This window comes from Gemmobacter nanjingensis, from assembly GCF_014652195.1.
In the GTDB taxonomy this organism is placed as follows: domain Bacteria; phylum Pseudomonadota; class Alphaproteobacteria; order Rhodobacterales; family Rhodobacteraceae; genus Gemmobacter; species Gemmobacter caeni.
Genome location: NZ_BMYI01000004.1, coordinates 1 through 23,450, shown reverse-complemented (window position 1 = coordinate 23,450; position 23,450 = coordinate 1). Strand labels below are relative to the sequence as shown.

At 64.4% G+C, this 23,450-nt stretch carries 21 protein-coding genes and 1 pseudogene; 8 read left to right on the top strand and 14 right to left on the bottom strand.

Annotated features, from left to right (window positions below):
* Positions 1 to 65 precede the first annotated feature (65 nt).
* From IE126_RS09100 to IE126_RS09090, 3 genes are all read right to left on the bottom strand, one after another.
* The gene (locus tag IE126_RS09100) at positions 66 to 2,084 is read right to left on the bottom strand and encodes a sigma-54-dependent Fis family transcriptional regulator (RefSeq protein WP_229825364.1); all 2,019 of its coding nucleotides are present in this window, start codon (positions 2,082 to 2,084) and stop codon (positions 66 to 68) included.
* Between the two features lie 121 nt (positions 2,085 to 2,205).
* Positions 2,206 to 2,703, bottom strand: coding sequence for a hypothetical protein (locus IE126_RS09095; RefSeq protein WP_189380762.1), 498 nt, complete (start codon positions 2,701 to 2,703; stop codon positions 2,206 to 2,208).
* 206 nt (positions 2,704 to 2,909) lie between these two features.
* Positions 2,910 to 3,845 (bottom strand): hydrogen peroxide-inducible genes activator, encoded by a 936-nt coding sequence (locus IE126_RS09090; protein ID WP_054302925.1) that lies wholly within the window; start codon positions 3,843 to 3,845, stop codon positions 2,910 to 2,912.
* Between the two features lie 166 nt (positions 3,846 to 4,011).
* On the opposite strand from IE126_RS09090, the gene katG reads away from it, so the two are divergent.
* The gene (katG, locus tag IE126_RS09085; protein ID WP_189380761.1) at positions 4,012 to 6,228 is read left to right on the top strand and encodes a catalase/peroxidase HPI; all 2,217 of its coding nucleotides are present in this window, start codon (positions 4,012 to 4,014) and stop codon (positions 6,226 to 6,228) included.
* 52 nt (positions 6,229 to 6,280) lie between these two features.
* Here the strand turns inward: katG and IE126_RS09080 are convergent, their stop codons facing one another.
* The 6 genes from IE126_RS09080 to IE126_RS09055 form a co-directional block, all read right to left on the bottom strand.
* The gene (locus IE126_RS09080) at positions 6,281 to 6,793 is read right to left on the bottom strand and encodes a hypothetical protein (protein WP_189380760.1); all 513 of its coding nucleotides are present in this window, start codon (positions 6,791 to 6,793) and stop codon (positions 6,281 to 6,283) included.
* Positions 6,786 to 9,623, bottom strand: coding sequence for an FAD-dependent oxidoreductase (locus IE126_RS09075; protein ID WP_189380759.1), 2,838 nt, complete (start codon positions 9,621 to 9,623; stop codon positions 6,786 to 6,788). Before IE126_RS09075 ends, IE126_RS09080 begins: the two co-directional genes overlap by 8 nt.
* Entirely contained in the window at positions 9,620 to 9,889 is a 270-nt protein-coding gene (locus IE126_RS09070; protein WP_108129062.1) for a sarcosine oxidase subunit delta, read from the bottom strand. The genes IE126_RS09075 and IE126_RS09070 overlap by 4 nt, the downstream gene beginning before the upstream one ends.
* Positions 9,890 to 9,899: 10 nt before the next feature.
* Positions 9,900 to 11,153, bottom strand: coding sequence for a sarcosine oxidase subunit beta family protein (locus IE126_RS09065; RefSeq protein WP_189380758.1), 1,254 nt, complete (start codon positions 11,151 to 11,153; stop codon positions 9,900 to 9,902).
* A 52-nt stretch (positions 11,154 to 11,205) separates the two neighbouring features.
* Positions 11,206 to 13,617 carry a GcvT family protein gene (locus tag IE126_RS09060; RefSeq protein WP_189380757.1) on the bottom strand — a complete coding sequence of 804 codons (2,412 nt, stop codon included), beginning with the start codon at positions 13,615 to 13,617 and terminating at the stop codon, positions 11,206 to 11,208.
* An 81-nt stretch (positions 13,618 to 13,698) separates the two neighbouring features.
* Positions 13,699 to 14,394: a TetR/AcrR family transcriptional regulator gene (locus IE126_RS09055; RefSeq protein WP_189380756.1), complete on the bottom strand. Its 696-nt coding sequence runs from the start codon at positions 14,392 to 14,394 to the stop codon at positions 13,699 to 13,701.
* A gap of 269 nt (positions 14,395 to 14,663) precedes the next feature.
* Here IE126_RS09055 and dctP point away from each other — a divergent pair, with 269 nt between their 5' ends.
* The 3 genes from dctP to IE126_RS09040 are packed head-to-tail and all read left to right on the top strand — an operon-like array spanning position 14,664 to position 17,445.
* Positions 14,664 to 15,665, top strand: a complete 1,002-nt coding sequence (gene dctP, locus IE126_RS09050; protein ID WP_189380755.1) for a TRAP transporter substrate-binding protein DctP — start codon at positions 14,664 to 14,666, stop codon at positions 15,663 to 15,665.
* Positions 15,665 to 16,159, top strand: coding sequence for a TRAP transporter small permease (locus IE126_RS09045; RefSeq protein WP_054302933.1), 495 nt, complete (start codon positions 15,665 to 15,667; stop codon positions 16,157 to 16,159). The genes dctP and IE126_RS09045 overlap by 1 nt, the downstream gene beginning before the upstream one ends.
* A 2-nt stretch (positions 16,160 to 16,161) precedes the next feature.
* Positions 16,162 to 17,445, top strand: coding sequence for a TRAP transporter large permease (locus IE126_RS09040; protein ID WP_054302934.1), 1,284 nt, complete (start codon positions 16,162 to 16,164; stop codon positions 17,443 to 17,445).
* Positions 17,446 to 17,704: 259 nt separating this feature from the next.
* Here the strand turns inward: IE126_RS09040 and IE126_RS09035 are convergent, their stop codons facing one another.
* On the bottom strand, positions 17,705 to 18,601 hold the full coding sequence (locus IE126_RS09035) for a LysR family transcriptional regulator (protein WP_108129067.1): 897 nt from the start codon (positions 18,599 to 18,601) through the stop codon (positions 17,705 to 17,707).
* Between the two features lie 126 nt (positions 18,602 to 18,727).
* On the opposite strand from IE126_RS09035, the gene IE126_RS09030 reads away from it, so the two are divergent.
* Genes IE126_RS09030 through IE126_RS09015 form a run of 4 tightly spaced genes read left to right on the top strand, consistent with a single transcriptional unit; the run spans position 18,728 to position 21,603 of the window.
* Positions 18,728 to 19,303 (top strand): NADPH-dependent F420 reductase, encoded by a 576-nt coding sequence (locus IE126_RS09030; protein WP_108129068.1) that lies wholly within the window; start codon positions 18,728 to 18,730, stop codon positions 19,301 to 19,303.
* Between the two features lie 6 nt (positions 19,304 to 19,309).
* Entirely contained in the window at positions 19,310 to 19,732 is a 423-nt protein-coding gene (locus tag IE126_RS09025) for a DoxX family protein (RefSeq protein WP_189380754.1), read from the top strand.
* 60 nt (positions 19,733 to 19,792) lie between these two features.
* On the top strand, positions 19,793 to 20,623 hold the full coding sequence (gene ygiD, locus IE126_RS09020) for a 4,5-DOPA-extradiol-dioxygenase (protein WP_189380753.1): 831 nt from the start codon (positions 19,793 to 19,795) through the stop codon (positions 20,621 to 20,623).
* An 11-nt stretch (positions 20,624 to 20,634) separates the two neighbouring features.
* Positions 20,635 to 21,603 (top strand): glutathione S-transferase family protein, encoded by a 969-nt coding sequence (locus tag IE126_RS09015; RefSeq protein ID WP_189380752.1) that lies wholly within the window; start codon positions 20,635 to 20,637, stop codon positions 21,601 to 21,603.
* 73 nt (positions 21,604 to 21,676) lie between these two features.
* Here the strand turns inward: IE126_RS09015 and IE126_RS09010 are convergent, their stop codons facing one another.
* The 4 genes and pseudogenes from IE126_RS09010 to IE126_RS25930 form a co-directional block, all read right to left on the bottom strand.
* The gene (locus tag IE126_RS09010; RefSeq protein ID WP_108129072.1) at positions 21,677 to 22,417 is read right to left on the bottom strand and encodes an SDR family oxidoreductase; all 741 of its coding nucleotides are present in this window, start codon (positions 22,415 to 22,417) and stop codon (positions 21,677 to 21,679) included.
* A 26-nt stretch (positions 22,418 to 22,443) separates the two neighbouring features.
* Complete coding sequence (locus IE126_RS09005; protein ID WP_229825362.1) at positions 22,444 to 22,908, bottom strand: cyclophilin-like fold protein; 465 nt, start codon at positions 22,906 to 22,908, stop codon at positions 22,444 to 22,446.
* Positions 22,889 to 23,284, bottom strand: coding sequence for a (R)-mandelonitrile lyase (locus IE126_RS09000; RefSeq protein WP_108129073.1), 396 nt, complete (start codon positions 23,282 to 23,284; stop codon positions 22,889 to 22,891). Before IE126_RS09000 ends, IE126_RS09005 begins: the two co-directional genes overlap by 20 nt.
* 57 nt (positions 23,285 to 23,341) lie before the next feature.
* A pseudogene (locus IE126_RS25930) lies at positions 23,342 to 23,450 on the bottom strand (IS481 family transposase); the annotation flags it as partial.

The window sequence follows — 23,450 nt, the reverse complement described above, 5'->3', positions numbered from 1 at the left end:
AACAGATGGGGCGAAGGTCATCCTTCGCCCCATCTGGTCATTTACGGCCCCGAAAGTGCCGCGCGCTAGCCGTAGCTGCGTTTGATCCCGTAAGTCTTCAGCTTGCGATACAGCGTCGGGCGGGAAATCCCCAGAACGGCGGCGACGCGGGTCAGATTGCCCTGCTCTGCCGCCAGCGCGCGACGGATCGCCTGTTCTTCCATATCGGTCAGATTGGGCGGCAGATCGGGTTCCTGCGGTGCGGACAGCTTGCCCTGCGGCACGGCGACGGGGGCGAGAAAGGCGGGGGGCAGATCAGCTTCTGTCACCACCCCGTCCGAGACGACCAGATGCAGGCGCTCGAACAGGTTGCGCATTTCCCGCACATTGCCCGGCCAGCCATAGGCGCCCAGCCGCGTCGCCACCTCTTCTGACAGCAGCAGCGGTTCGCGCCGCATCTTGGTGGCCACGGCGCGGTTGAAATGATCCGCCAGCGCCGGAATGTCACAGGGCCGTTCCCGCAGCGGCGGCACCTCGATCGTCATGGCGCCGATACGGTAGTAAAGATCCCGGCGGAAGCGACCTGCCTCGACCTCCTGGCCCAGATCGCGGTTGGTCATCGCCACAAGCTGCACATCGACCTGCCGCCGCTTTGAACAGCCGATGCGGTAAACCGCCCGCTGTTCCAGCACGCGCAGCAGATAGGGTTGCAATTCAAGCGGCATCTCGCCAATCTCGTCGAGGCACAGCACGCCGCCGTCGGCCTGTTCAAACTTGCCTGCCTTGCCCTCGCGTGAGGCCCCTGTGAAGGCCCCCGAGACATGGCCGAACAGCTCCGATCCAAACAAATCGGCGGAAATCGCGCCACAGTTCACGGTGACGAAAGGCGCGCGGCCCTTGTGCGCGGCCGAGGTATGGATCAGGCGGGCGAACAGCTCTTTCCCCGCGCCGGTTTCCCCCTGGATCAAAACCGGAGAGCCTGCGGCGGCGGTGCGGCGGGCAAGGTCGACAGCTTTCACGAACTTCGGGGACTGCCCGATCATCAGCAGTTCGTCGCGTTCCGCCCCCGCGCGCGGCGGAATGCGGAACGGCTCTGCCGCGATGGCCGGGGTGCTGCGCCGGGGCGGCAGGATCAGTGCCGCTCCGCTGAACTCCCCGTCCAGAAAAAGCCTGCTGATGCCGCTGGGTTGCAGATGTGGCGGGATGGCGCGGGCGATGTCCTGATCGCTCATGGTGCCGGTCAGCGTGATGAACTGCTGTCCCAGTGTCAGACCGGGCGGGTTCGGCGTCTTCGGCACGCCCGCCGGAAAGCGGTGATACATCACGCGCCCGATCCGGTCGAGGATCACCACGGCGTCGCGGCTGCTGCGGGTCGGGCCGCTGTCAAGGAATGCCTCCAGCAGCCGGGTGCGGCGCATTTCCTGCCGCTCGGCCAGACTGGATTCGATCTCGCGGGCAACGGCCGCGATCATGGCGACATTGTGCGGGCGGAAGATGCTGGGCGGGCCGGAGAGATCCACCGCACCGATGATGCGCTGGTCCACCGGGTCGCGGATCGGCGCAGCTGCACAGGTCCAGGCCTTGATGCCCTGACAGAAATGCTCTGACGCGTGCACGACAGTTGGCCGTCCCGAACGGATCGCGGTGCCGATCCCGTTGGTGCCAATCGCGGATTCGTCCCATTGGCCTCCCCGGACCAGATGGATGCTGCGCGCGGCATCATGTGTGCGCAAATCGCCGATCTGATCCAGAACAAGCCCCTCGGCATCGGTCAGGATCAGCAGCGCATTGGCCTCTGCCAGCAGCGGGCCGATCTTTTCGAACGGATGCCGGGCTGCCGCGCGCAGTTCGGAATTCTTCTGCCGCGCATCCTCAAGCCGCTCCTCCGTCTCGTCCAGCGGCGCCAGTTCGGCGGTGGCGTCGATGCCGGAGGCCAGACTGCGGGACCAGGATTCAAGGATCTCGCGCCGGACGCCCGAGGTCCGTATGGGGTCCAGTTCCTTGAAGGTCAGAAAATCCTCCCAGGCGCGCATGGTAGCGCGCTGGTCAAGCCAGTCCTCGAACATGCCGGTCCGGGTATGAAATCCCGTTGCCAGATCGGTCATGCAGTTCCTCCCAAAGGGCTGGGGCGCGGATTTCGCCCTTGCTGACGCACGCAGTTACGATGTGCGGGTGTACGGGTATCGGCGGGAGGGAAAGCGCCCGCCAGAAGCGGACGCCGGAACGTCACTGAAAGCCAAGCCGCTCAGAAATTTCGCCGGCCAGCAGGCTTTCGGGGCAGGTGTCGTCGATGATCTGGCCATCCAGCTCGCCAATGGCTTCGGTCACATCCTCGGGCAGGGCCGAGAAGAACCCGTTCTCGCGCGATGCCAGCGCGAAGTAGCGCACGTCATCCTGCCGCCGGATTTCGCCCAGCAGATGAAGCTGCCGCCCCGACCCGCTGTCATAGGCCACCACACGGTTATTGACGCTGACCTTGACCCGGATATCGCCCGAGGCGGTGCCGGTCTGTGCGCGCCCTGAGGTCAGATCGTGGAAGATCTTGCCATCGGGCGGCGGCGGGGCATTGCTGGCAGCGGCCTTGGCGCGTTTACCCGCGCTGTAGGCACCCTGGGTCAGCCGGTCGGCGATCTGGGTAATGGCCCCCTGATTCGCCTGAATCATGCGCCGGGCACGCTCGTCCTCGCGGCGCGGGCCATCGCGCTTCGAAATTATGTCGACCATGGTCATCCTCCCAATGTCCAGTGATCCATATATAAATTCAGCATTTCTGCTTTCTTTGCACCGGCCCTCCCCGCCGGTTTCAGACTACAGAATGCCGCAAGCGGTGTCCGATTTTGACGGGTTCTGCCGCTTCTGTGGATCAAACCTACAATGCAGATGTTGCATTCATCAAGCATTTCCGCGTGACGGACAGCGCGTCACTGGCTTCAGCGGCGCCAGCCGGGCAGGGTCGTGAGGCCACTGGCCTGCCGTAACGTCATGCCGCAGTGCCGCACCACTTCGGCGATCTGGAGAAGCTGCGCCTCCATACCGCTGGAGCGTCGCCAGACCATGCCGATTGTCCGCACCGGCTGCGGATCGCGGAAGCGCGCAACCGAGACGGCGGCAGACCGCGTTTCGATTGGCACCGCCATTTCGGGGATCAGCGTCACTCCGATTCCGACCCCCACCATCTGCACCAGCGTGGACAGCGAACTGCCGTCCAGCATCTCGCGCGGCTGGGTCGAGGGCATGTCGCAGAAGGACAGAGCCTGATCCCGGAAACAATGCCCCTCTTCCAGCAGCAGCAGGCGCATCTCGCGCAGCATGTCGCGGCTGGGCACCGGCCTGTCAGCATCCGCAATCTGCCGGATCAGCACGAACCGTTCGGTGAACAGCGACACTTCGGTCAGCGCCGGTTCGGAGACCGGCAGCGCAAGGATGGCGGCGTCGATCCTGCCATCGTTCAGTTCCTCGATCAGGCGCGAGGTCATGGTTTCGCGCAGAATCGGCATCAGGCCGGGGAATTGCTGGGACAGCCGGGTGATGACCGCCGGCAGCAGATAAGGCGCAATGGTCGGGATCACACCAAGCCGCAGCTTGCCCGCCGGCTGACCGCCCGCCGCGCGTGCCAGATCATCCAGATCATCGACGATGGCCAGCATGGCCTGGGCGCGGGTCAGGAACATCTCGCCAAAGGCGGTCAGCCGGATCTGCCGCGGTCCCCGTTCCAGCAGCGGCGTTCCGGCCATTTCCTCCAGTTCCTTGATCTGCATGGACAAGGCGGGCTGGGTCACGGCGCAGGCTTCCGCCGCGCGCCCGAAGGTGCGGTGACGGGCGAGCGCCTCGAAATAGCGTATCTGCTTCAGTGTCAGGCCCTTCATCAGGAAACCTTATATCAGAAATAAGAATATTCAAGTTTCCCTTACAGTGATCCGTGACTAGAATGATTCCAGATTGAAGGCCGCCTGCGGGAGGTCCGGGCACCCGCCCGGAAGCTGGCGCCCGATTGATGGCTGATCGCCAACCGCCGATCCTGGGAGGAAAATCATGGACGGAAATACCCCCGCCGGGCGCTGCCCGGTGATGCATCACAGCCTGCCGCAGACCACGCTGGGCGGGCGCGGCAACAAGGACTGGTGGCCGAACCAGCTCAACCTGTCGATCCTGCATCAGCACAGCCCGAAATCAGATCCGATGGGCGCCGGTTTCGATTATCGCACTGAGTTCCAAAAGCTTGATTATGACGGGCTGAAGAAGGATCTGGCGGCGCTGATGACCGACAGCCAGGACTGGTGGCCAGCCGACTGGGGCCATTACGGCGGCTTCATGATCCGCATGGCCTGGCATGCGGCGGGCACCTATCGCACCGCTGACGGGCGGGGCGGCGGCTCGACCGGCAACCAGCGGTTTGCGCCGCTGAACTCCTGGCCGGACAACGGCAATCTGGACAAGGCCCGCCGCCTGTTGTGGCCGGTGAAGCAGAAATACGGCAACCGGATTTCCTGGGCCGATCTGATGCTGCTGGCGGGCAATGTCGCGATGGAGACCATGGGCTTCAAAACCTTCGGCTTTGCCGGGGGCAGGGCCGACATCTGGGCGCCGGAGGAAGATATCTACTGGGGGCCGGAAGGCGAATGGCTTGCCACGTCGGACAAACCGAGCAGCCGCTATTCCGGCGAACGGGATCTGGTGAACCCGCTGGCCGCTGTACAGATGGGCCTCATCTACGTCAACCCGCAGGGACCGGACGGCAACCCCGATCCCGTCGCCTCGGGCCGCGATGTGCGCGAGACCTTCGGCCGTATGGCGATGAACGACGAGGAAACGGTGGCGCTGGTGGCTGGCGGCCATACGTTCGGCAAGGCCCATGGCGCGGGCGATCCGGCGCTGGTCGGGGCTGAACCGGAAGGCGGCGCCATCGAGGCGCAGGGCTTTGGCTGGATCAACAGCTTCGGCACCGGCAAGGGCATCCACACCACCACTTCAGGCTTTGAAGGGGCGTGGAAACCCAATCCGACCACCTGGGACAACGGCTATTTCGACATGCTGTTCGGCTACGAGTGGGAACAGGTGAAAAGCCCGGCCGGTGCGATCCAGTGGCAGGCAAAGGATGTGCGTCCTGAACACATGATCCCCGATGCGCATGATCCCGCGATCCGGCACGCACCCTTCATGACAACGGCGGACCTGTCACTGCGCTTCGATCCCATCTACGAACCCATTGCGCGCCGGTTCCACCAGAACCCTGATCAGTTCGCCGATGCCTTTGCCCGTGCCTGGTTCAAGCTGCTGCATCGTGATCTTGGTCCGAAGGCGCTGTATCTGGGGCCGGAAGCCCCGACCGAGGATCTGATCTGGCAAGACCCGATTCCGGCGCGGGATCACGCGCTGATCGACGCCGCCGATATCACCGATCTGAAGGCGCGGATTCTGGCGACCGGCCTGAGCACCGCCGAACTGGTGGCGACGGCCTGGGCCTCTGCCTCGACCTTCCGGGGTTCCGACAAGCGCGGTGGCGCCAATGGCGCACGCATCCGCCTTGCGCCGCAAAAGGACTGGGAGGTCAACCAGCCCGCGCAGCTTTCCCGCGTTCTTGCCGCGCTGGAAGGCGTGCAGGCCGATTTCAATGCCGCGCAGACCGGCGGCAAGAAGGTCTCGCTGGCCGATCTGATCGTGCTGGGTGGTTCTGCTGCCGTAGAAGCGGCGGCGCTCGCCGCGGGACACCCGGTCAGCGTGCCGTTCACGCCGGGCCGGATGGATGCCACCGAAGCGCAGACCGATGCCGCCAGCTTCGATCCGCTGGAGCCGCAGGCTGACGGGTTCCGCAACTATTCCAAGGGCAATTTCCGAACCGCGCCCGAGGAAATGCTGGTGGATCGCGCCCAGCTTCTGACGCTCAGCGCGCCGGAAATGACCGTGCTGGTCGGCGGGCTGCGGGTACTTGGCGCCAACTACAACGGCTCTGCCGACGGGGTGCTGACCGGGCGCAAAGGTCAGTTGACGAATGACTTCTTCGTCAACCTGCTCGACATGGCGGTGGAATGGCACGGCGCGAATGCGGATCAGACCCGGTTCGAGGGCCGGGACCGCAAGACGGGCGAACTGCGCTGGACCGGCACGCGCGCCGATCTGGTCTTCGGATCGAACTCGCAACTGCGCGCATTGTCCGAAGTCTATGCCCAGTCCGACAATGCAGCGAAATTCGTGGCTGATTTCGTTGCAGCCTGGGTCAAGGTGATGGAACTGGACCTGTTCGAGGCCTGATCCACGCCTCCTTGCAATCTTGCCCGGCGCCGTCCTGACGGCGCCGGGTTTTTCAGCGTGCCATGCCGGTCGCGGCGATCCAGTCGAACAGATAGGGCACCAGCCCCCGGTCGACATGCAGCCTCAAGACCCCCTCCACCCTGCACAGGGCGGCATGAACCCCTGCGAAATCCAGCGCGGCGCTGGCGCTGGACAGGCGTGGATCAATCGCAGAGGCACGGGCAAACAGCGCCATGCCGTTCGGTCCCGCGATTTCAAGGACTGCCAGCGCCCCGGTCATCGGCGTCGTGGCCACTCCATCCTGCCAGCCCGCCGTTTCATGATCCTGCCGGACACCAGCCACCAGCATTCTGTACCGGGCAAGCCGCAGGGCATAGCGCTCGGGTGTGACCTGCCCCAGAAGGCCGACCGCCGGGCCAAGACCCCGGGCCGCGAGAAAGCGGTCTGTAGCGCCGCTGACCATCACCTGCGGCACAGGCGGCAATTGGCGAACAGAAAGCCCCTCGCCCTCCAGCCGGGCATCGGGGGCAGGCGGGGCAGGCCAGAAGCCGGAACGGTCAGGCATTCAGCCGATCTCCCTTCGGATCAAGAAAACAGGGGGCGCAGATTCGCGCCCGGCGGCGTTGGCCAAGATGCTGGATCACGATTTCTTCGCCATGCCGGCTGGCACCGCGTTCGATCAGCCCCAGCGCCACCGGATGATCCACCGCCGCGCCCGGAGAACTGGAGGTAATATAACCGATGGAACGCGGCACTGATCCCGACAGGTCAAGACCATGCCCCCCCACCGGCAGCAGACCCTGATCATCGGCGGGCAGCAGTCCAACCAGTTGATTGCGGTCCGGGCGCTGCGCCTCTTCCTGAAACAGCGAACGCCGACCGATAAACTCTGCCTTCTTTGTCCGCAGCGGGCCGGAGACGCCAAGATCCATCGGGCGCGTCATGCCATCGGAATCCTTGCCGATGACAAGGAAACCCTTCTCGGCGCGCAGGATCATGATGGCCTCGATCCCGGCCGGGCCACCACCATGGCGTGCGGCGGCTTCGGCAAGCCGGTCCCACAAGGCCGCTGCGCGATCCTGCCGGACCGAGATTTCATACGAACGGTCGCCCGTAAAACTGACCCGCGTCAGGCGCAGCGCCTCGGCAGCCAGCCAGCGGCTTGTCATATGCGGGAAAGCCGCATCCGAAAGATCCGCCGCGATGCCCGCCGCCGCAATGGTATCGCGAGCGCGGGGGCCAGACACGGTGATCGTGGCGGTTTCTGCTGTGGCGTTGTGGATGAAGATAGCTTTGCGAGGGAACCTGTCCTGCCGCCATTCCTCCAGCAGGGCATGGACGCCAGCGGTATGGGAGGATGAGCAGGACACCACGAACCTGTCGTCATCAAGCCGCACCAGCACACCGTCGTCGAACACCACGCCGCTTTCAGACAGGATAAAGCCATAGCGGCAATGGCCGGACTTCACCGTCGACATGGTGTTGTAATAGATGAAATCCAAAAACTCCGCCGCATCCGGGCCGATGACCTCGATCTTGCCCAGAGGCGAGGCATCGAACAGCCCGACCGCCTGCCGCGCCATTCGCGCCTCGGTCAGGATGGCCGTTTCGTCCCGGCCATAATGAACGGGACGCAGCCATCCGCCGTATTCCGCCAGCACGGCCCCCGCCGCGCGATGCTGCGTCTCCAGCGCGAGGCGGCGCACGGGGTTCATGCGGCTCGCCCCGCGCGGCCCGGCAAAGCTGGCATAGGGCACGGGGGTGAAAGGCGGGCGATAGGTCGTGGTGCCGACCTCGGGAATGGTGCGCCCGGTGATCTGCCCCATCAGCGCCAGCCCGTTCAGGTTCGAGGTCTTGCCCTGATCAGTAGCCATGCCAAGGGTCGTGTAGCGCTTCAGATGCTCGACAGAGACGAAATTCTCGCGCGCGGCCAGTTCGACATCCTTGGCGGTGACATCATGCTGATAGTCCACCCAGACCCGGTCCTTCCGGCCGGGTTCAGGCCAGGCAGGTGTGATATCGTAAGGCGCGCTTTCGGCGACCGGCGCGGAGGACAGGCCAAGCGCTGCGGGCAGCGCGGCGAGCCCGTCGGCGAGCGTAAAATGCCCGGCGGCAGCACCGATGACAGTGAGGCCCGGAACCTCCGCGCCCGGCAGGAAGGTGAGGCGGCGGTCATCCCAGGCCAGCTTGCCACGCGCCTGCGCAAAAAGGTGGATGCTGGCGGTAAATCCGCCGGAGACCAGAACGCCATCGCAATCTAGCCGCGTGCCATCATCCAGTTCGACCCCCGTCACCTGGCCACGGCCAAAGGCACGGCGGAGGCTGCGGCCTGCCCGCAGATCAACGGTGTCCGGCCCGGTGGCCTGCGGCCTGCGGTCGATCAGGGTCACGCTCGCCCCTGCCGCTGCCATGGCCCCCGCCACCTCGGCGCCCGTTGAGTTGTTGGTCGCGATGACCAGACGGGCGCCGGGCAGGACCGCAAACCGGCGCAGATAGGCCAGTCCCGCCTGCGCCGACAGGATGCCGGGCAGATCGTTCTGCGCGAAGGGCAGGGGACGCTCGATCGCTCCTGCCGCCAGAACGATGCGATCCGGCCGCACTCGCCACAACGTATCCGGCCGTCCGGCTTCTCGCCTCTGGTTCAGCGCGATCAGACCATGGTCATAGATACCGAAAGCGGTGGTGCGGGTCAGAACCCTTACGCCCAGGGCGGCCAGTTCGGCACTGGCGGCAGGCAGCCAGTCGGCGCCCGGCACGCCGTCGATCCGGGCGTCCCGATAAAGCAGGCTTCCGCCAATGCGGCTGCCCTCATCGACCAGCATCACCTCGTCACCCCGCCGGGCCAGCGCCAGCGCGGCGGCAATGCCAACCGGCCCGGCACCCACGACAACCACATCGCAGAAATGGTTTATCTGATCCCCCGACGGTCCGGTCTGGCCGGTTTCCACCCGGCCCAGACCGGCCATGGCGCGGATGCGCGGCTCGAACAGATGCCAGTCGGGCCACATGAAGGTCTTGTAGTAGAAGCCCGAAGGGATGAAGCGCGCACAGAGGTCGATGAATCCCGTGCGGTCATTGCGCGCGGTCGGGCTCGCGTTGACCGCACGCAGATCGAGCCCTTCGATGGCGGGTTCGGTGGTCACGCGCTGATTGGGGCGGAACTGTCCGTCTCCGGTCACATCGGCATAGATGTTCGGCTCTTCCACACCCGCACCGAACAATCCGCGTGGGCGGCGATACTTGAAGCTGCGGCCAAGGACGGGCTGGCCCGAAGCCAGCAGGGCGGATGCCAGCGTATCACCATGGAACCCGGAAACCGCCTGGCCGTCGAAAGTGAAGCGCAGCGGGCGCGTGCGGTCGATCTCGCCCCCGCGGGGCAGGCGGCGTGCGGTCATGGCCGGCCCTCCGCTGCGGTCAGCGCCTGGCCGGGGGCGGCCTCCATCGTCAGGGTATCGCGCTGTAGCGCGAAGATTTCGCCACAGGTCATATGCAGCCAGATCTCCTCCGAGGCACCCTTGGGGTTGTTGCGGAAGTGCAGGTATTGCGCCCAGACTTCAGCCGAAACCTCGGGGCCTTCGGGGCGGTGATTGCCCAGATCGCCCCCGAAGTGGAATTCGTATTCGGGCCGGGGGCCGCAAAACGGGCAGGAAAAGATCTGCATGGATGATGCCTCAGTGTGCGATGCCGGAACCTGCGGCCTCGTCGATCAGGCGGCCGGTGGCAAAGCGGTCCAGATCGAAAGGGCGCGAGATATCGTGATGGGTGCCGGTGGCCAGAAGGTGTGCAAGCAGGGTGCCGCCCGCCGGGATCGCCTTGAACCCGCCGGTTCCCCAGCCGCAGTTCAGGAACAGACCCGGCAGCGGGCTTTCCCCGAGGATGGGCGAACTGTCGGGCACCACATCCACGATCCCCGCCCATTGCCGCATCAGCCTGAGCTGGCGGAAGGCCGGAAACATCTCGACCAGACCTGACAAAACCGTTTCCAGCACCGGCAGGTTGCCACGCTGACCGTAAGAGGGGATGCGATCCAACCCGCCGCCCACCACCATTTCGCCCTTGTCGGACTGGCTCGCATAGGTGCCCGCGCCGGGGGACAGGACGATGGTATCAAGCACGGGTTTCACCGGCTCGGACACGCAGGCCTGCAGCGCGTAGGATACGACGGGCAGGCGGAACCCGGCCCGTGCTGCCATTTGCGACGAATGGCCCGCCACCGCCATGCCCACACGATCCGCCCGGATCGTGCCGCGACTGGTGACGACCCCCCGGCAGCGCCCACCCTCGATCAGAAAATCCTGCACCTCGCATTGCTGGAGGATGTCGACCCCGAGACGGGAGGCCGCGCGGGCATAGCCCCATGCCACCGCATCGTGCCGGGCCGTACCGGAGCGACCCTGCCAGACCCCGCCAAGCGCCGGATACCGGGCCTTGTCGGAAAAATTGTAGATCGGCAGCACCCGCCGCACGTCCTCGGGGCCGAAAAGCTCGGCATCGGTGCCGTTGATCTGCATGGCGTTCACCACGCGGGCGGACATCTCCATCTCGGCGGGGGTATGGGCGAGGCTGATCATGCCGCGCTGCGACAGCATGATGTTATAGTTGAGCTCGCGCGACAGGCCCTCGTAGAGCTTCAGCGACATGTCATAAAGCCGCACGCTTTCCGGGAAAAAATAGTTCGACCGCACCACCGTGGTGTTGCGCCCGGTATTGCCGCCGCCCAGCCAGCCCTTTTCGATCACCGCGACATTGGTGATCCCGTGGGTCCGCGCCAGATAATAGGCCGTGGCAAGGCCATGACCGCCGCCGCCGATGATTACGACATCATAGCGCGGCTTCGGCGCCCGGCTTTCCCAGGCGCGGACCCAGCCCTTCTGGTTGTTGAGACCCTCTTTCACCAGAGAGAGGGCCGAATAGTGCCTTGTCATCACGATCTTCCGGCTGTGAGAGGCCCCGCCTGCGGGCGGCGGGGCAGGGCGGTCAGGCGCGCAGCGCCGATCCTTCAGGGTCATAAGGCGAGGGCGGAATGACCCGCGCCGTCACTTCCTGGCCCACGATATGCAGGCTGAGCGCGGTGCCGGACGCCGCAACGCTGCGGTCGACCATGGCCATGGCAAGGCTCTTGCCGATGGTATGGCCATAACCGCCCGACGTGACAAAACCGACCAGCCGGCCATCCTGCCAGACGGGCTCATATCCGGTGGCATCGGCATCGGTGGCGTCCACTTCCAGCGTCACGACGGTGCGCGATGAGGGCGCGTCGCGTTCGGCCAGCGCCGCCGTGCGCCCGACAAAGCCTTCGCGGGTCCAGTCAATGAACCGCGACAGCCCGGTTTCGCCCGGCGTATAGCCCTGGGTGAATTCGCGCGACCAGATGCCGAAGCTCTTTTCCAGCCGCAGTGACAGAACGGCGTTGAAGCCGATTTCGCGGATACCGAACGCGGCGCCCGCCTCAAGCAGCATCTTGCGCAGGCTGGCATGTTCCAGCGCGCCGACGTTGATCTCAAACCCCAGTTCGCCCGTGACCGACATGCGGGCTACGCGGGTGCGCAGCAGCCCCAGATCCACCTGCGCCAGCCCCATGAACGGCAAAGCGCGGGAGGACAGGTCCTGATGGCTGAGTTTCTGCAATACCTCGCGGGAGCGGGGGCCGGTCACAGCGAACCCCCCGACCGAATCCGAGATATCGCGCAAGGTGACACCGACGGGCAGGGTGCCCTCGAACCAGCGCATGTGCCACTGGCGCAGATAATACGATCCCATGATCCACCAGGTGCCATTCCCCCAGTTCAGCAGGGACAGATCGCCCTTCAGCTTGCCATCTTCGGACAGCATGGGCGCAAGGCCCGCCCGGCCCGGCTTTGGCAGCTTGCAGGCGAAGGTGCGCGCCAGCCAGGCTTCGGCCCCGGGGCCGGTGACCTCGTACCGCGAAAAGGCGGTGATATCGAGAAGCGCCACCCCCTCGCGCGCCGCCTGCGCTTCGGCCCCGACAAGATCGAAAGCATTCGACCGTTTCAGCGAAGGCTCCTCCCGGAACCCGGCCGGAGCGAAATACAGCGGCTGTTCCAGCCCCCAGCCCGAACCCCACTGACACCCGGCGGCAGTCATGTCGGCATAGGCACCTGGCGTTTTCAACACGCGGCCAGCCGGAAGCTGCTCGTTCGGGTAGGACATGACGAAGCGGCGCGAATAGAATTGTCCGGTGGTCTGACGGATATATTCGCGGTTCGAGGCAAAATCGCCGTAGCGCGCAATATCCATGCCAAAGATATCGGCCTGCGGCGCGCCGCTGATCATCCATTCAGCCAGCGACTTGCCGACGCCGCCACCCTGCAGGAAGCCCGCCATGACCCCGCAGGCGACCCAATAGTTGCGCAGGCCGCGCACCGGCCCGACCAGCGGATTGCCGTCAGGCGAGAAGGTGAAGGCGCCGTTGACCCAGCGCTTGACGCCCGCTTCGTTCAGGCAGGGAAAGCGCTGGAACCCGAGGCCGAGTTCATGTTCGATCCGCCCAAGGTCTTCCTGGATAAGCTCGATACCGAAATCCCAGGGTGCGCCCTCCATGTGCCAATGCTTGAAGTCGCGTTCATAGATCCCCAGAAGCAGGCCCTTCTGTTCCTGCCGGGTGTAGGTAAAGCCTTCCAGATCGACGATCAGCGGGATTTCGCCCTGCATCGCCACCAGTTCGGGGATCGCTTCGGTCACCAGATAATGATGCTCCATCGGCGTGACCGGCAGGTCGACCCCCGCCATCCGCCCCACCTGCTTGGCCCAGAGACCACCGGCATTGACCACATGCTCGGCGATGATCACACCCTTGTCGGTGACAACCTCCCATTGGCCATCCGCACGCTGGTTCAGACTTTCGACCTTCGTATGTTCCAGGATGTGCGCGCCCCGGTTTTTCGCGGCGCGGGCATAGGCATGTACCACCGCCGACGGGTCGATATGGCCTTCGCGGTCGCTCCACATGCCGCCGATGATGCCCTCGGTCGAGATGATGGGGCAGCGGCGCCTGATCTCTTCCGGCCCGATCAGTTCCACATCTTCGATCCCGAGCGACTGGAAGGTGCGATAAGCAGATTGCAACCACTCCCACCGCGCCGGGGCCGAGGCGATGGAAATGCCGCCGGTCATATGCATGCCGATATTGATGCCGGATTCCGCGCCCACCTCGGTCAGCAGGTCGATCGTATAGGCCTGAAGTGCGGCGATGTTGGGATCGGCATTCAGCGCATGAAAGCCGCCTGCGGCATGCCAGCTTGACCCCGCGGTCAGCACGTCCCGCTCGACGATGGCCACATCGGTCCAGCCGAATTTCGCAAGATGATAAGCAACCGAGGCGCCGACCACGCCCCCGCCGATGATGACGACCCTATAGTGATTCAGCATGGTGAGCCTCCCTGTTTTCAGGAAGGTGACATGACCGTACACTTATGTCCAGAGTTTCCGAGGGGCTGCCGTTTCCGCCGCTCAGTCGCCTCCCTTGTCAGCCATTTTGGCCCGCAGGGGCACGAAGAACTTTTCCTCAATACATTTCGACAGATGTGCACGATGCGCGGCCGTCGGCTCCTGTCCCGAGAAGATGTGCAGATAGGCGGGACCGCGCGAGAACCGGACCTCCGGGGGCTCGAAATCCTCCAGCGTATATTGCCCGATCTGCGTGTAATACAGGGTGCGCGCGCGGATCAGAGCCTCCTCTTCGGGATAGGCATAGCGCAGGAACATGCGGCGCAGGGCATCTACCCTGATTCCATCAGCCTGGGTCACGACATCGCGCACCTCTGCGGAACGTCGCGCCCAAAGACGCACCGCCATGTCCAGCGCCGGGCTGAACAGCGTTTCATCCAGCCAGCATTCAAAGACATTGATCACCGCGAAAATGACATCCGGCGCCGGGCGCATCGCGCGTTCGATGATCGGGCTGGTATTCTTGCGCAGCCAATCGTCCAACATGGCTTGCTGCAATGCCTCGCGGCTTTCAAAATGCCAGTAAAAACTGGATCTTGCGACGTTCAACTGCTTGGACATGATCTGGATTTTGACATTGTCAATGCCTTCGTCGACAAGGGTCCGCAGTGCCAGATCCAGCCAGTCCTGTCTGGTTCGCCGTTCGGCCCGGTCTTCGGCATCGTCAACCTGCCCCCCTGTCGAATCCCTGTCCCGCACGCGCCAATCCCTGATTGTTCCCGTTTCTGCGGCCAGAATACGCGGGGCCGGCCGCAGGGCGCAATGCCCGAAGCATCCGGCGGCAGTTTGCGCGCTACTGCCAATAATTTCTGTGGACACAAGTGTGCGGAGAGGGGTAACAATTTTGTCAAGGCGGCGTCATGTGGCGGTGCAGGTAACGGAATCGCAGCGGCCGGCAGCGCGGCACGCGCGCCGGATGCCGCGCCCTGCAATCGCAGGCCAGACATGACGCAACATGGAGGATTGTCATGCCGATCACCGCACTCAAGACCCTCGCCCTTGCTGCAGGCGTCAGCCTGATTGCCCTGACCGCATCCGCGCAAAGCATGACGATCAAGCTGGCGACGGATTCGGGCGCCAAAGGCTCGCCCACCGGCGATGCGATGGAAAAATGGGCCTCGCTGATCGAAGAGGGCACCAAGGGCGACATCAAGGTCAACATCTTCTACCAGAACGAACTGGGCGGCCAGCAGGAGATCTTTGACCTGTTCGTCGCCAATGATGTGCAGCTGATGATCAACTGGCCCTCCACCTCTTACGACGAACGGATCGGGCTGCTTTACACGCCCTACATGCTGAAAAGCTGGGATGATGCCTTCAAGGCCTACGGGCAGGGCGGCTGGCTGAACGGCATTCTGGACGAGGTCTATTCCGACATCGGGCTGAAATTCTTCGGCGCCTGGCCCGAGGGCTTCAACGGCGTGGCAACCAAAGGCAAATACGCCAAATCGCTGGAAGAAGCCGCCTCGCTGAAGGTGCGGGTGCCGACGATGTTCCCGATGGCGGAATCCTTGCAGGCGATGGGGTATCAGACGGCCTCGATCGACTGGTCGGAAACCTTCACCTCGATCCAGACCGGGGTTGTCGACGGGGATGCGGCCAACGTGATCTATTGGGATTACGAATATTTCCGAGACACGATCAACTACTACAACCGCACCCGCCAGCAGTTCATCACCGGCGTCATTTCCGCCAATGGCGAATTCTGGGCCGGTCTCAGCGACGAGCAGAAGAAGGTCGTGGCCGATGCCGCGCAGGTCGTGATGCAGGACGGCTTCGATTCCGCCCGGACCATCGACGCAGGCTATGTCGAGAAGGCGAAAGAGGCGGGCATCGAATATATCGAACCCTCGGACTCGGATCTTGCCCCGATTGCCCGCAAGGTGCGTGACGAGGTCTGGCCGCAGATGGACAAGCGCATCGGGCAGGAGATCATGGACAAGGTCCGTGCCAACGCCGCCGAGTTCTGATGCGCATGGCCGGGTTTGGCAAACTGGCTGCGGGCGTGCTTGACACGCTCGCAGCTATCGCCATGGCGGTGGTGGTTTCGCTGATGGTCTTTCTGATCGTCGCCCGTTTCGCCAACATTTCCGTTGTCGGAATATTCGAGATCATCGGGCTTTTCGCGATGGCCAGCTACATGCTTGGCGCGGCAACCGCGTCACGCAGGCACCAGCATCTTGTGGTGGACTGGCTGAACGAAAAGCTGGTCGATCCGCGTCAACGCGCCTTGCAACAGCTTGTTGTGGCGCTTTGCACCGTGTGTGCCACAGCGCTGTTCAGCTACTGGACCTATCGCATGCTTGCCTGGGGCATGCAGCGGCCGCAGTTCACGCCCTCGTTCGGCATCCCGATGTGGGTGCCACAGATGTCGCTCGTCGTCGGCTCGGTCGGCTGTCTGATCTACGCGCTGCGCGATGTGATCCACAGCCTGAAGGCCCTTCGCCGCGCAAAAGGAGTTTGACGATGACCGGCCTGCTTGCCGTGCCGTTGCTTGTGGTCCTGCTGGCCGTCGGCGTGCCGGTCGCCTTCAGCTTTGCGCTGGTGACAGGCTTTCTGGCATGGATCTATGACGCCAATCTGAACACGCTGATGTTGCAGGGCTACAGGTCGCTCGACTCGGTCGTGCTGCTCGCACTGCCGCTGTTCATCTTCACCGGCTATCTGATGGACCGGGGCGGCATCGCCCGCCGGATCATCGAATTTGTGGGTCGCATCGCCACAGGCCGGTCCGGCATGGGCAGTGTGATCGTGCTGTCCTCGGCGATCTTCGGCGCTATTGCCGGAACGGCCTCTGCGGCGGTGGCCTCGATGGGCACCATCATGTCCAGACCGATGGAAGAGCGTGGCTATCCCCGCGGCTATACGGCTGCGCTTCTGGGGGTCTCGTCGCTGCTGGGCATCCTCATCCCGCCCTCGATCACCATGATCCTGTTTGCCGTGGTCACCCGGCAATCGGTTGCCGCCTGCTTTGCCGCCTCGATCCTGCCCGCGATCCTGCTGATTGCCGGGCTGCTGGTTTTCAACCGCGTCACCGTTGCCCGGAACCCTGATATTCTGCCGCCCCCGCGAGACAACGCCCAAAGCTTTGGGCAGGTGGCGCTGTCGGCGCTGCCCGCCTTGTCGCTTCCGGTGATCATCCTCGGGGGGATCTACGGCGGGTTCGTCACCCCGACCGAAGCTGCCGCTGTCGCCGCTGTCGCATCCATCCTGATCGGGGTTTTCATCTATCGCGAGCTGAAGCTGCGCAACCTGGCAGAGGCGCTGGTCCGCACGGCAGAGACGACCGGCTCCATCATCCTGATCCTGCTATTTTCCTTCCTGATCTCGCGGATCATGGCATCCGAACGCATCCCGCAAGACCTGTCGGACGCGGTTCAGGGCATCGCAACTTCGCCCATCGGCGCCATCCTTCTGGTCAATCTGGTACTGGTGGTCGCAGGCGCATTGATGGATGACGTGTCCTGCACCGTCGTGGTCGCGCCGCTGTTCCTGCCGCTGATGGAAGCATCGGGGGTCAGCCCGGTGCAATTCGCCTCCATCGTGGCCTGTTCGGTGGTCATCGGCGCCAACAGCCCGCCGATGGCGCCGATCCTCTACATGTCCTGCCGGGTCTGCCGGGCGTCGGTGCTGGATGCGGTGCGGCCTGCCTTGCTGATCCTGCTGTTCGTGGCCTTGCCGGTGATGCTGGTCACAAGCTTCTGGCCCGACCTTTCGCTGGCCCTGCCACGCTGGCTTGGCTTGTTGTGACCCTGGCGCCACCGCCTGCCATCTGGCGAGCGGCGGCACCGGGTTGATTTTATGAATACATAACCCTGATTATCCGATTCAAGAACCGTTCAAGGGCACATTCTATTTTTGGTTGCGACAAACGAGTAACGTCAGAGCGTTACATGGAGATTTCCATGCCCTGCTCATACGTCGAGCCGACCATCGAAGAGCACCGGAAAGATGACCCGACCACATCAGTCAGGTGGGCCTTGGCTGAACACTCGGCATGAAGGGCAGCTCAAAGGATTCCGGCGGTACGGATGTCGTCATGGGCAAAGTCGATCAGCGCCCGCACCTTGCGCGGCAGGGCGCGTCCTTCAAGATAGACCGCGCTCAGCGTCGTGGCGGTGCCCTCAAAGCCCGTCATCACCGGGATCAGCACGCCATTATGCAGCGCCTCGGCGATGGCAAAGCGCGGCACATAGGCCAGTCCCAGCCCGGCGGCGGCCAGTGCCCCCGCCGCGCGCCCCGAATTGACCTGAAACCGCCCCTCGACATGCACGACATGTTCGGCCCCGCCTCGCAGAAAGACCCAACGGCGCGGCGACTGGCGATTGCTGTCGAGGATGCAGACGTGCCGCGCCAGCGCCTCGGGGCTTTCGGGGGCGCCCGCGGTGGCGACATGGGCGGGGCTGGCCACCAGCACCGACCGCACCACCCCCAGCTTGCGCACCCGCAGCGACTGCATCTGCGTCGCGCCGATGCGGAAGGCCAGATCGACGCCGGTCGCCGCGAGATCGGTATAGCCGTCATCCAGCCGCAGATCGAACGTCAGCCCCGGATGCAGCGCCGCGAACCGCCCCAGCATCGGCCCGACATAGACCTCGCCAAAGGTCACGGGCGCCGCGATGCGGATGGTGCCGGTCAACCCGCGCGAACCCTCGGCAATGCTGGCCAGCAGGGTCTCCATCTCTTCCAGCAACGCGGGCGCACGGGCCAGCAGATCCTCGCCCGCTGGCGTCAGCCCGACCTTGCGCGTGGTGCGCTGGAACAGCCGCACGCCCAGCCGGGCCTCCAGCTCGGCCACATATTTCGAACTCAGCCGGTTCGACACGCCGATCTGACCGGCACCGGCGGTAAAGGAACCGGCCTGCGCCACGGCGACAAAGGCGCGGAGTTGGTCAAGTGTATCCATCGGTCAATTCAGAATATAATGGTTATAGTCAATCCATAACATCGCCATTTTGTTCGTTATTGCCAAGCCGTAAATATCTGTCATCGAAACACGGCGCCCGGACGGGGCGGCAGAAAGGAAAAGCAGATGAATATCGCGGTCATCGGGAATGGAAATATCGGCTCCGGGCTTGCCGGGGCGCTGGCGAAGGCCGGGCATGCGGCCGTGGCCCATGGCCGCGACGCTGATCTGAAGGCGGCCGTGGCCGGGGCGGATGTGGTGATCCTCGCCACACCCTATGGCGCGGCGGCGGATGTGGCCAAGGCCGCCGATTTCAGCGGCAAGCTGGTCATCGACCTGTCGAACCCGGTCAATGCCGAATTCTCGGGCCTCGTCGTCGGGCATGACAGTTCCGCCGCCGAGGAAATCGCGCGGCTTCTGCCCGGCGCCACCGTGGTGAAGGCGTTCAACACCATCTTCGCGCAGCATTACGCCACGGGCCTTTCGATCAAGGACCAGCCACTTCAGACCTTCGTCGCCTCCGACGATGCGGCGGCGCGCGACCGGGTGAGCCAACTGGCCCGCGACATCGGTCTGGTGCCGGTCGATGCCGGTCCGCTGAAGAACGCCCGCTATCTGGAGCCGCTGGGCTTTCTGAACATCCAGTTCGGCTATGTGCTGGGCCTTGGCACCGCCATCGCGCCGCAATGGCAAATCGCCTGAAAGGACATGGCCATGGATCGCAACGTCAATCTCGCCGCCACGCTGCTTCGGGTTTCAAGCGGTGTCATGTTCCTGGCGCATGGGCTCTTGAAGGTGAATGTGTTCACCATCGCCGGGACCGTGGGCTATTTCGAAAGCCTCGGCCTGCCCGGCGCGCTGGCCTATCTGACCATTCTGGCCGAGCTGGCGGGCGGTGCGGCGCTGATCCTCGGCGTTGCGACCCGGCTGGTGGCGCTGGCGCTGATCCCGGTGCTTCTGGGCGCGGCCTGGGTGCATTCGGGCAATGGCTGGCTGTTTTCCGGTGAAGGCGGCGGTTGGGAATTCCCGCTGTTCTGGGCGATGGTTCAGGGGGTGATCGCCCTGCTGGGCCGGGGCGCCATGGCGCTGCGCCTGCCCTTCCTTGACCGGCTGCTCGGCCAGTTTGCCTGACCATCCGGGGGCGCCCATGTGGCGCCCTCCCCTTCCCTTCCGGCGACAGGAGATGCGACGATGAACACGACCCGGACCCTTGCCTCGCTGCGCGACGGGCTGGCCCCCAGTGACCGGATGCCGCTGGTCTTTCTGGGCCATGGCAGCCCGATGAACGCCATCGAGGATACGAAATACAGCCGCGCCTGGACCGAACTGGGCCGCGACCTGCCGCGCCCCCGCGCGATCCTTGTCGTTTCGGCGCATTGGATGACGCGGGGCACGACGCTGGTCGATGTCTCGGCCATGCCGAAGACCATCCATGATTTCTACGGCTTCCCCGAGGCGCTGTTTCAGCAACGCTATCCCGCCCCGGGCGACCCGACACTGGCGCGCGAGGTGGTCAGCCTGCTGGCCAGCCATCACGCCGAGGAGGACGACACCTGGGGGCTGGATCACGGCGCCTGGACGGTGCTGAAATTCCTTTATCCCGATGCCGATGTGCCGGTGTTCCAGATCTCCATCGACATGTCGAAGGGGCTGGACTATCAGCTTGAAATCGGGCGCGAGCTGGCGCAGCTGCGCGATCGCGGCGTGCTCATCCTGGGGTCGGGCAATGTGGTGCATAACCTGCGCGCGGTGCAATGGGGGCCGAACAGTCGGACGCTCGATTTCGCTCAGGAATTCGACAGCCTGTTCGCCGATCGCCTGACCGACCGCGACTTCGCGACGCTTGCCAATCGCGGCAAGCTGGGGTCGCTGCTGCAAATGGCGCATCCCTCGGTCGATCACTACCTGCCCGCGCTGACCATCGCGGGCGCCTCGGATAGCGGGGACGATCTGACCTACATGACCGATGTGATCGACCTCGGCTCGATCTCGATGCGGTCCTTTGTGTTCCACGCCCGGTAAGGAGCCTGCACATGCTTGTCGATGGAAAATGGGTGGAAAACTGGCAGCCGGTGCAGAAGGCCGATGAAAAGGGCCGGTTCGTGCGGCAGGTATCCAGCTTTCGCAACTGGATCACCGCCGACGGCCGCCCCGGCCCGACCGGCACCGGCGGCTTTGCGGCCGAGGCGGGGCGCTACCGGCTCTATGTCGCGCTGATCTGCCCCTGGGCCTCGCGCACGCTGATCGCGCGCAAGCTCAAGGGGCTGGATGCGGTGATCCCGGTGACGGTGGTCAACCCGGTGATGACCGATCAGGGCTGGCGCTTCGGCGGCTATCCGGGGGCGGAGGACGACCCGCTGTTCGGGGCCGAATTCATGCACCAGATCTATACCCGCGCCGACCCGCATTTCACCGGCCGCGCCACGGTGCCGGTGCTGTGGGACATGAAACAGGGCGTCATGGTCAGCAACGAAAGCGCCGACATCCTGCGCATGTTCGATACTGCGTTCGAGCATCTGGTGCCCTCGGATCTGCGGCTCTACCCCGCCGATCTGGCCGGGGAGATCGAGGCGCTGAACCCGGTGATCTATGACCGGCTGAACAATGGTGTCTACAAGGCCGGTTTCGCCAGCACGCAGGCGGCCTATGACGAGGCGGTGGCAGGCGTGTTCGAAACGCTCGACCTGCTGGAGACGCGGCTGACCGGCGACTACCTGCTCGGCGACCGCCTGACCGAAACCGACATCCGCACCTTCGTCACCCTGATCCGCTTTGACGCGGCCTATCACGGGCTGTTCAAGACCAACCTGCGCCAGATCGCGGATTACCCGCGCCTCTCGGCCTATATGGCGCGGATCCTGAACCTGCCGGGGGTGCGCGAGACGGTGAACATGGATCACATCACGCGCGGTTACTATTCGATCAAGGCGCTCAACCCGCTGGGCATCCGCCCGGTCGGCCCGCGCCATGTGCAGGCGCTGCTTGATAACGGGCGGGCATGAACTGGGGCGCAAATATGCCGTCGCCGGCTGAATCAGGGTATCCGGCGGCGGGCTCCCCAGCCGCCGCAAGCGCTTACCAGGCCTGCACCGTGGGGCCGACGGTCAGTTCGCTGACATTCGTGTCGGCGGGTTGTTCAATGGCAAAGGCCACGACATTGGCGATCCGGTCGGACGTGATGCCGACCTGTTCATAAAGTGCTGCCATGCCCGCCGCGGTGCCAATGTCACTGATGGTGCCCAGCAATTCGGTGTTGACTGCGGCCGGAAAGATGGTGGCGGTGCGGATATTGGTGCCCTCCATCGCGGATTCCATACGCAGGATTTCCATGAAATCGCGGACAAAGAACTTGGTTCCGCCATAGACCGCCGCCGCCGGATAGGCCTTGAGCCCCGCCACCGAGGACGTCGCAATCACATGGCCGGATTTTTGCGCGATGAATACGGGCAACACCGCCGCCACGCCGTTCAGCACGCCCTTGATGTTGATATCCACCATGTCATGCCAGTCGTCGGTTCTCAGTGCCGAAAGCGGCGAACTGGGCATGATCCCGGCATTGAGGAAGATCACGTCTACCCGGCCATAGGTATCTTTGGCCAGTTTGACGATGGCGTCATTGTCGGCCTGTTTGGTGACATCCAGCACCTGCCAGACCGCCTCGCCGCCCGCTGCGGTGATTTCGGCGGCCAGCGCCTTCAGTCGGTCCTCGCGGCGCGCGCCCAGAACCACTTTCGCCCCCTTCGCGGCCAGCAGCCGCGCGGTCGCCTCGCCGATCCCGGAGGAGGCGCCGGTGATGATGATGACCTTGTCTTTCATGGTGATGTCCTTTGCGGAGAAAAGGCTCAGCCGATCCGTGTCAGGCCAAGCGGATAGGTGCCGCGCAGCAAAAGCGGCGCGATGCCGCCCTCGATCCGGCCCAGCCGGATCAGCCCGCGGGAATAGCGGTAGGGCGCGTGGAAGAACACGAGGTTGCCCCAGGGCGCATAGGTGCAGACATGGCCTGCCGCCTCATCACCAAACGGGCCTGCACCCTCCTCGGTCAGCTTGCGCGGCAGATAGGCGATCTTCTCGTTATGGGCGTAGTCCTCGATCCGCAGATCGAGCGGCAGCAACGCGAACAGGTCACGCGCTGCCGGGCTGTCGTTCAGCCGGACGGTGAATGCCTGACCGGCAAACCGGCATGTCATTCGCATGGGGGTCTCTCTGGCCATGGCCGGCGCGGTGAAGGCATAGGATGCGGCCCAGGTCAGGCCGATCAGGAACCCGCGCCGCGACAGGGTTGCGGGATCAGCCAAGGTAATCGGCATCGCTGACCTGTTCCAGCCAGGTGACCGCGATGCCATCCACGGCCTCCTGAATGGCGATATGCGTCATCGCCACCTCCGGCGCCGCGCCGTGCCAGTGCTTTTCGCCCGCGGGAAACCAGACCACATCGCCGGGCCGGATTTCCTCGATCGGGCCGCCTTCGCGCTGCACGCGGCCGCGTCCTGCGGTCACGATCAACGTTTGCCCCGCCGGATGGGTGTGCCAGGCGGTGCGGGCGCCGGGTTCAAAGGTGACCGCCGCGCCCGCGCCCCGTGCGGGGGCTTCGGTCTGAAACAGCGGGTCGATGCGCACGCTGCCGGTGAACCAGTCGCCCGGCCCCCTGACCGAGGCTGTGCTGCCCGCCCTCGTGATCTTCATGCTGGCCTCCGCCTTTCAGGTTGCATGGGCCTTATATGGCGTGACACGATCTATGGATTAGATGTCGCATCCCGTGTGATTGTAGACGCGCTTCCTGAACAGCTCGGGCCTTTGGCGTTGCCAGTCCTTGAGGGCGGCGATGGGCGTTCTGCCCTTCAGGGCTGAT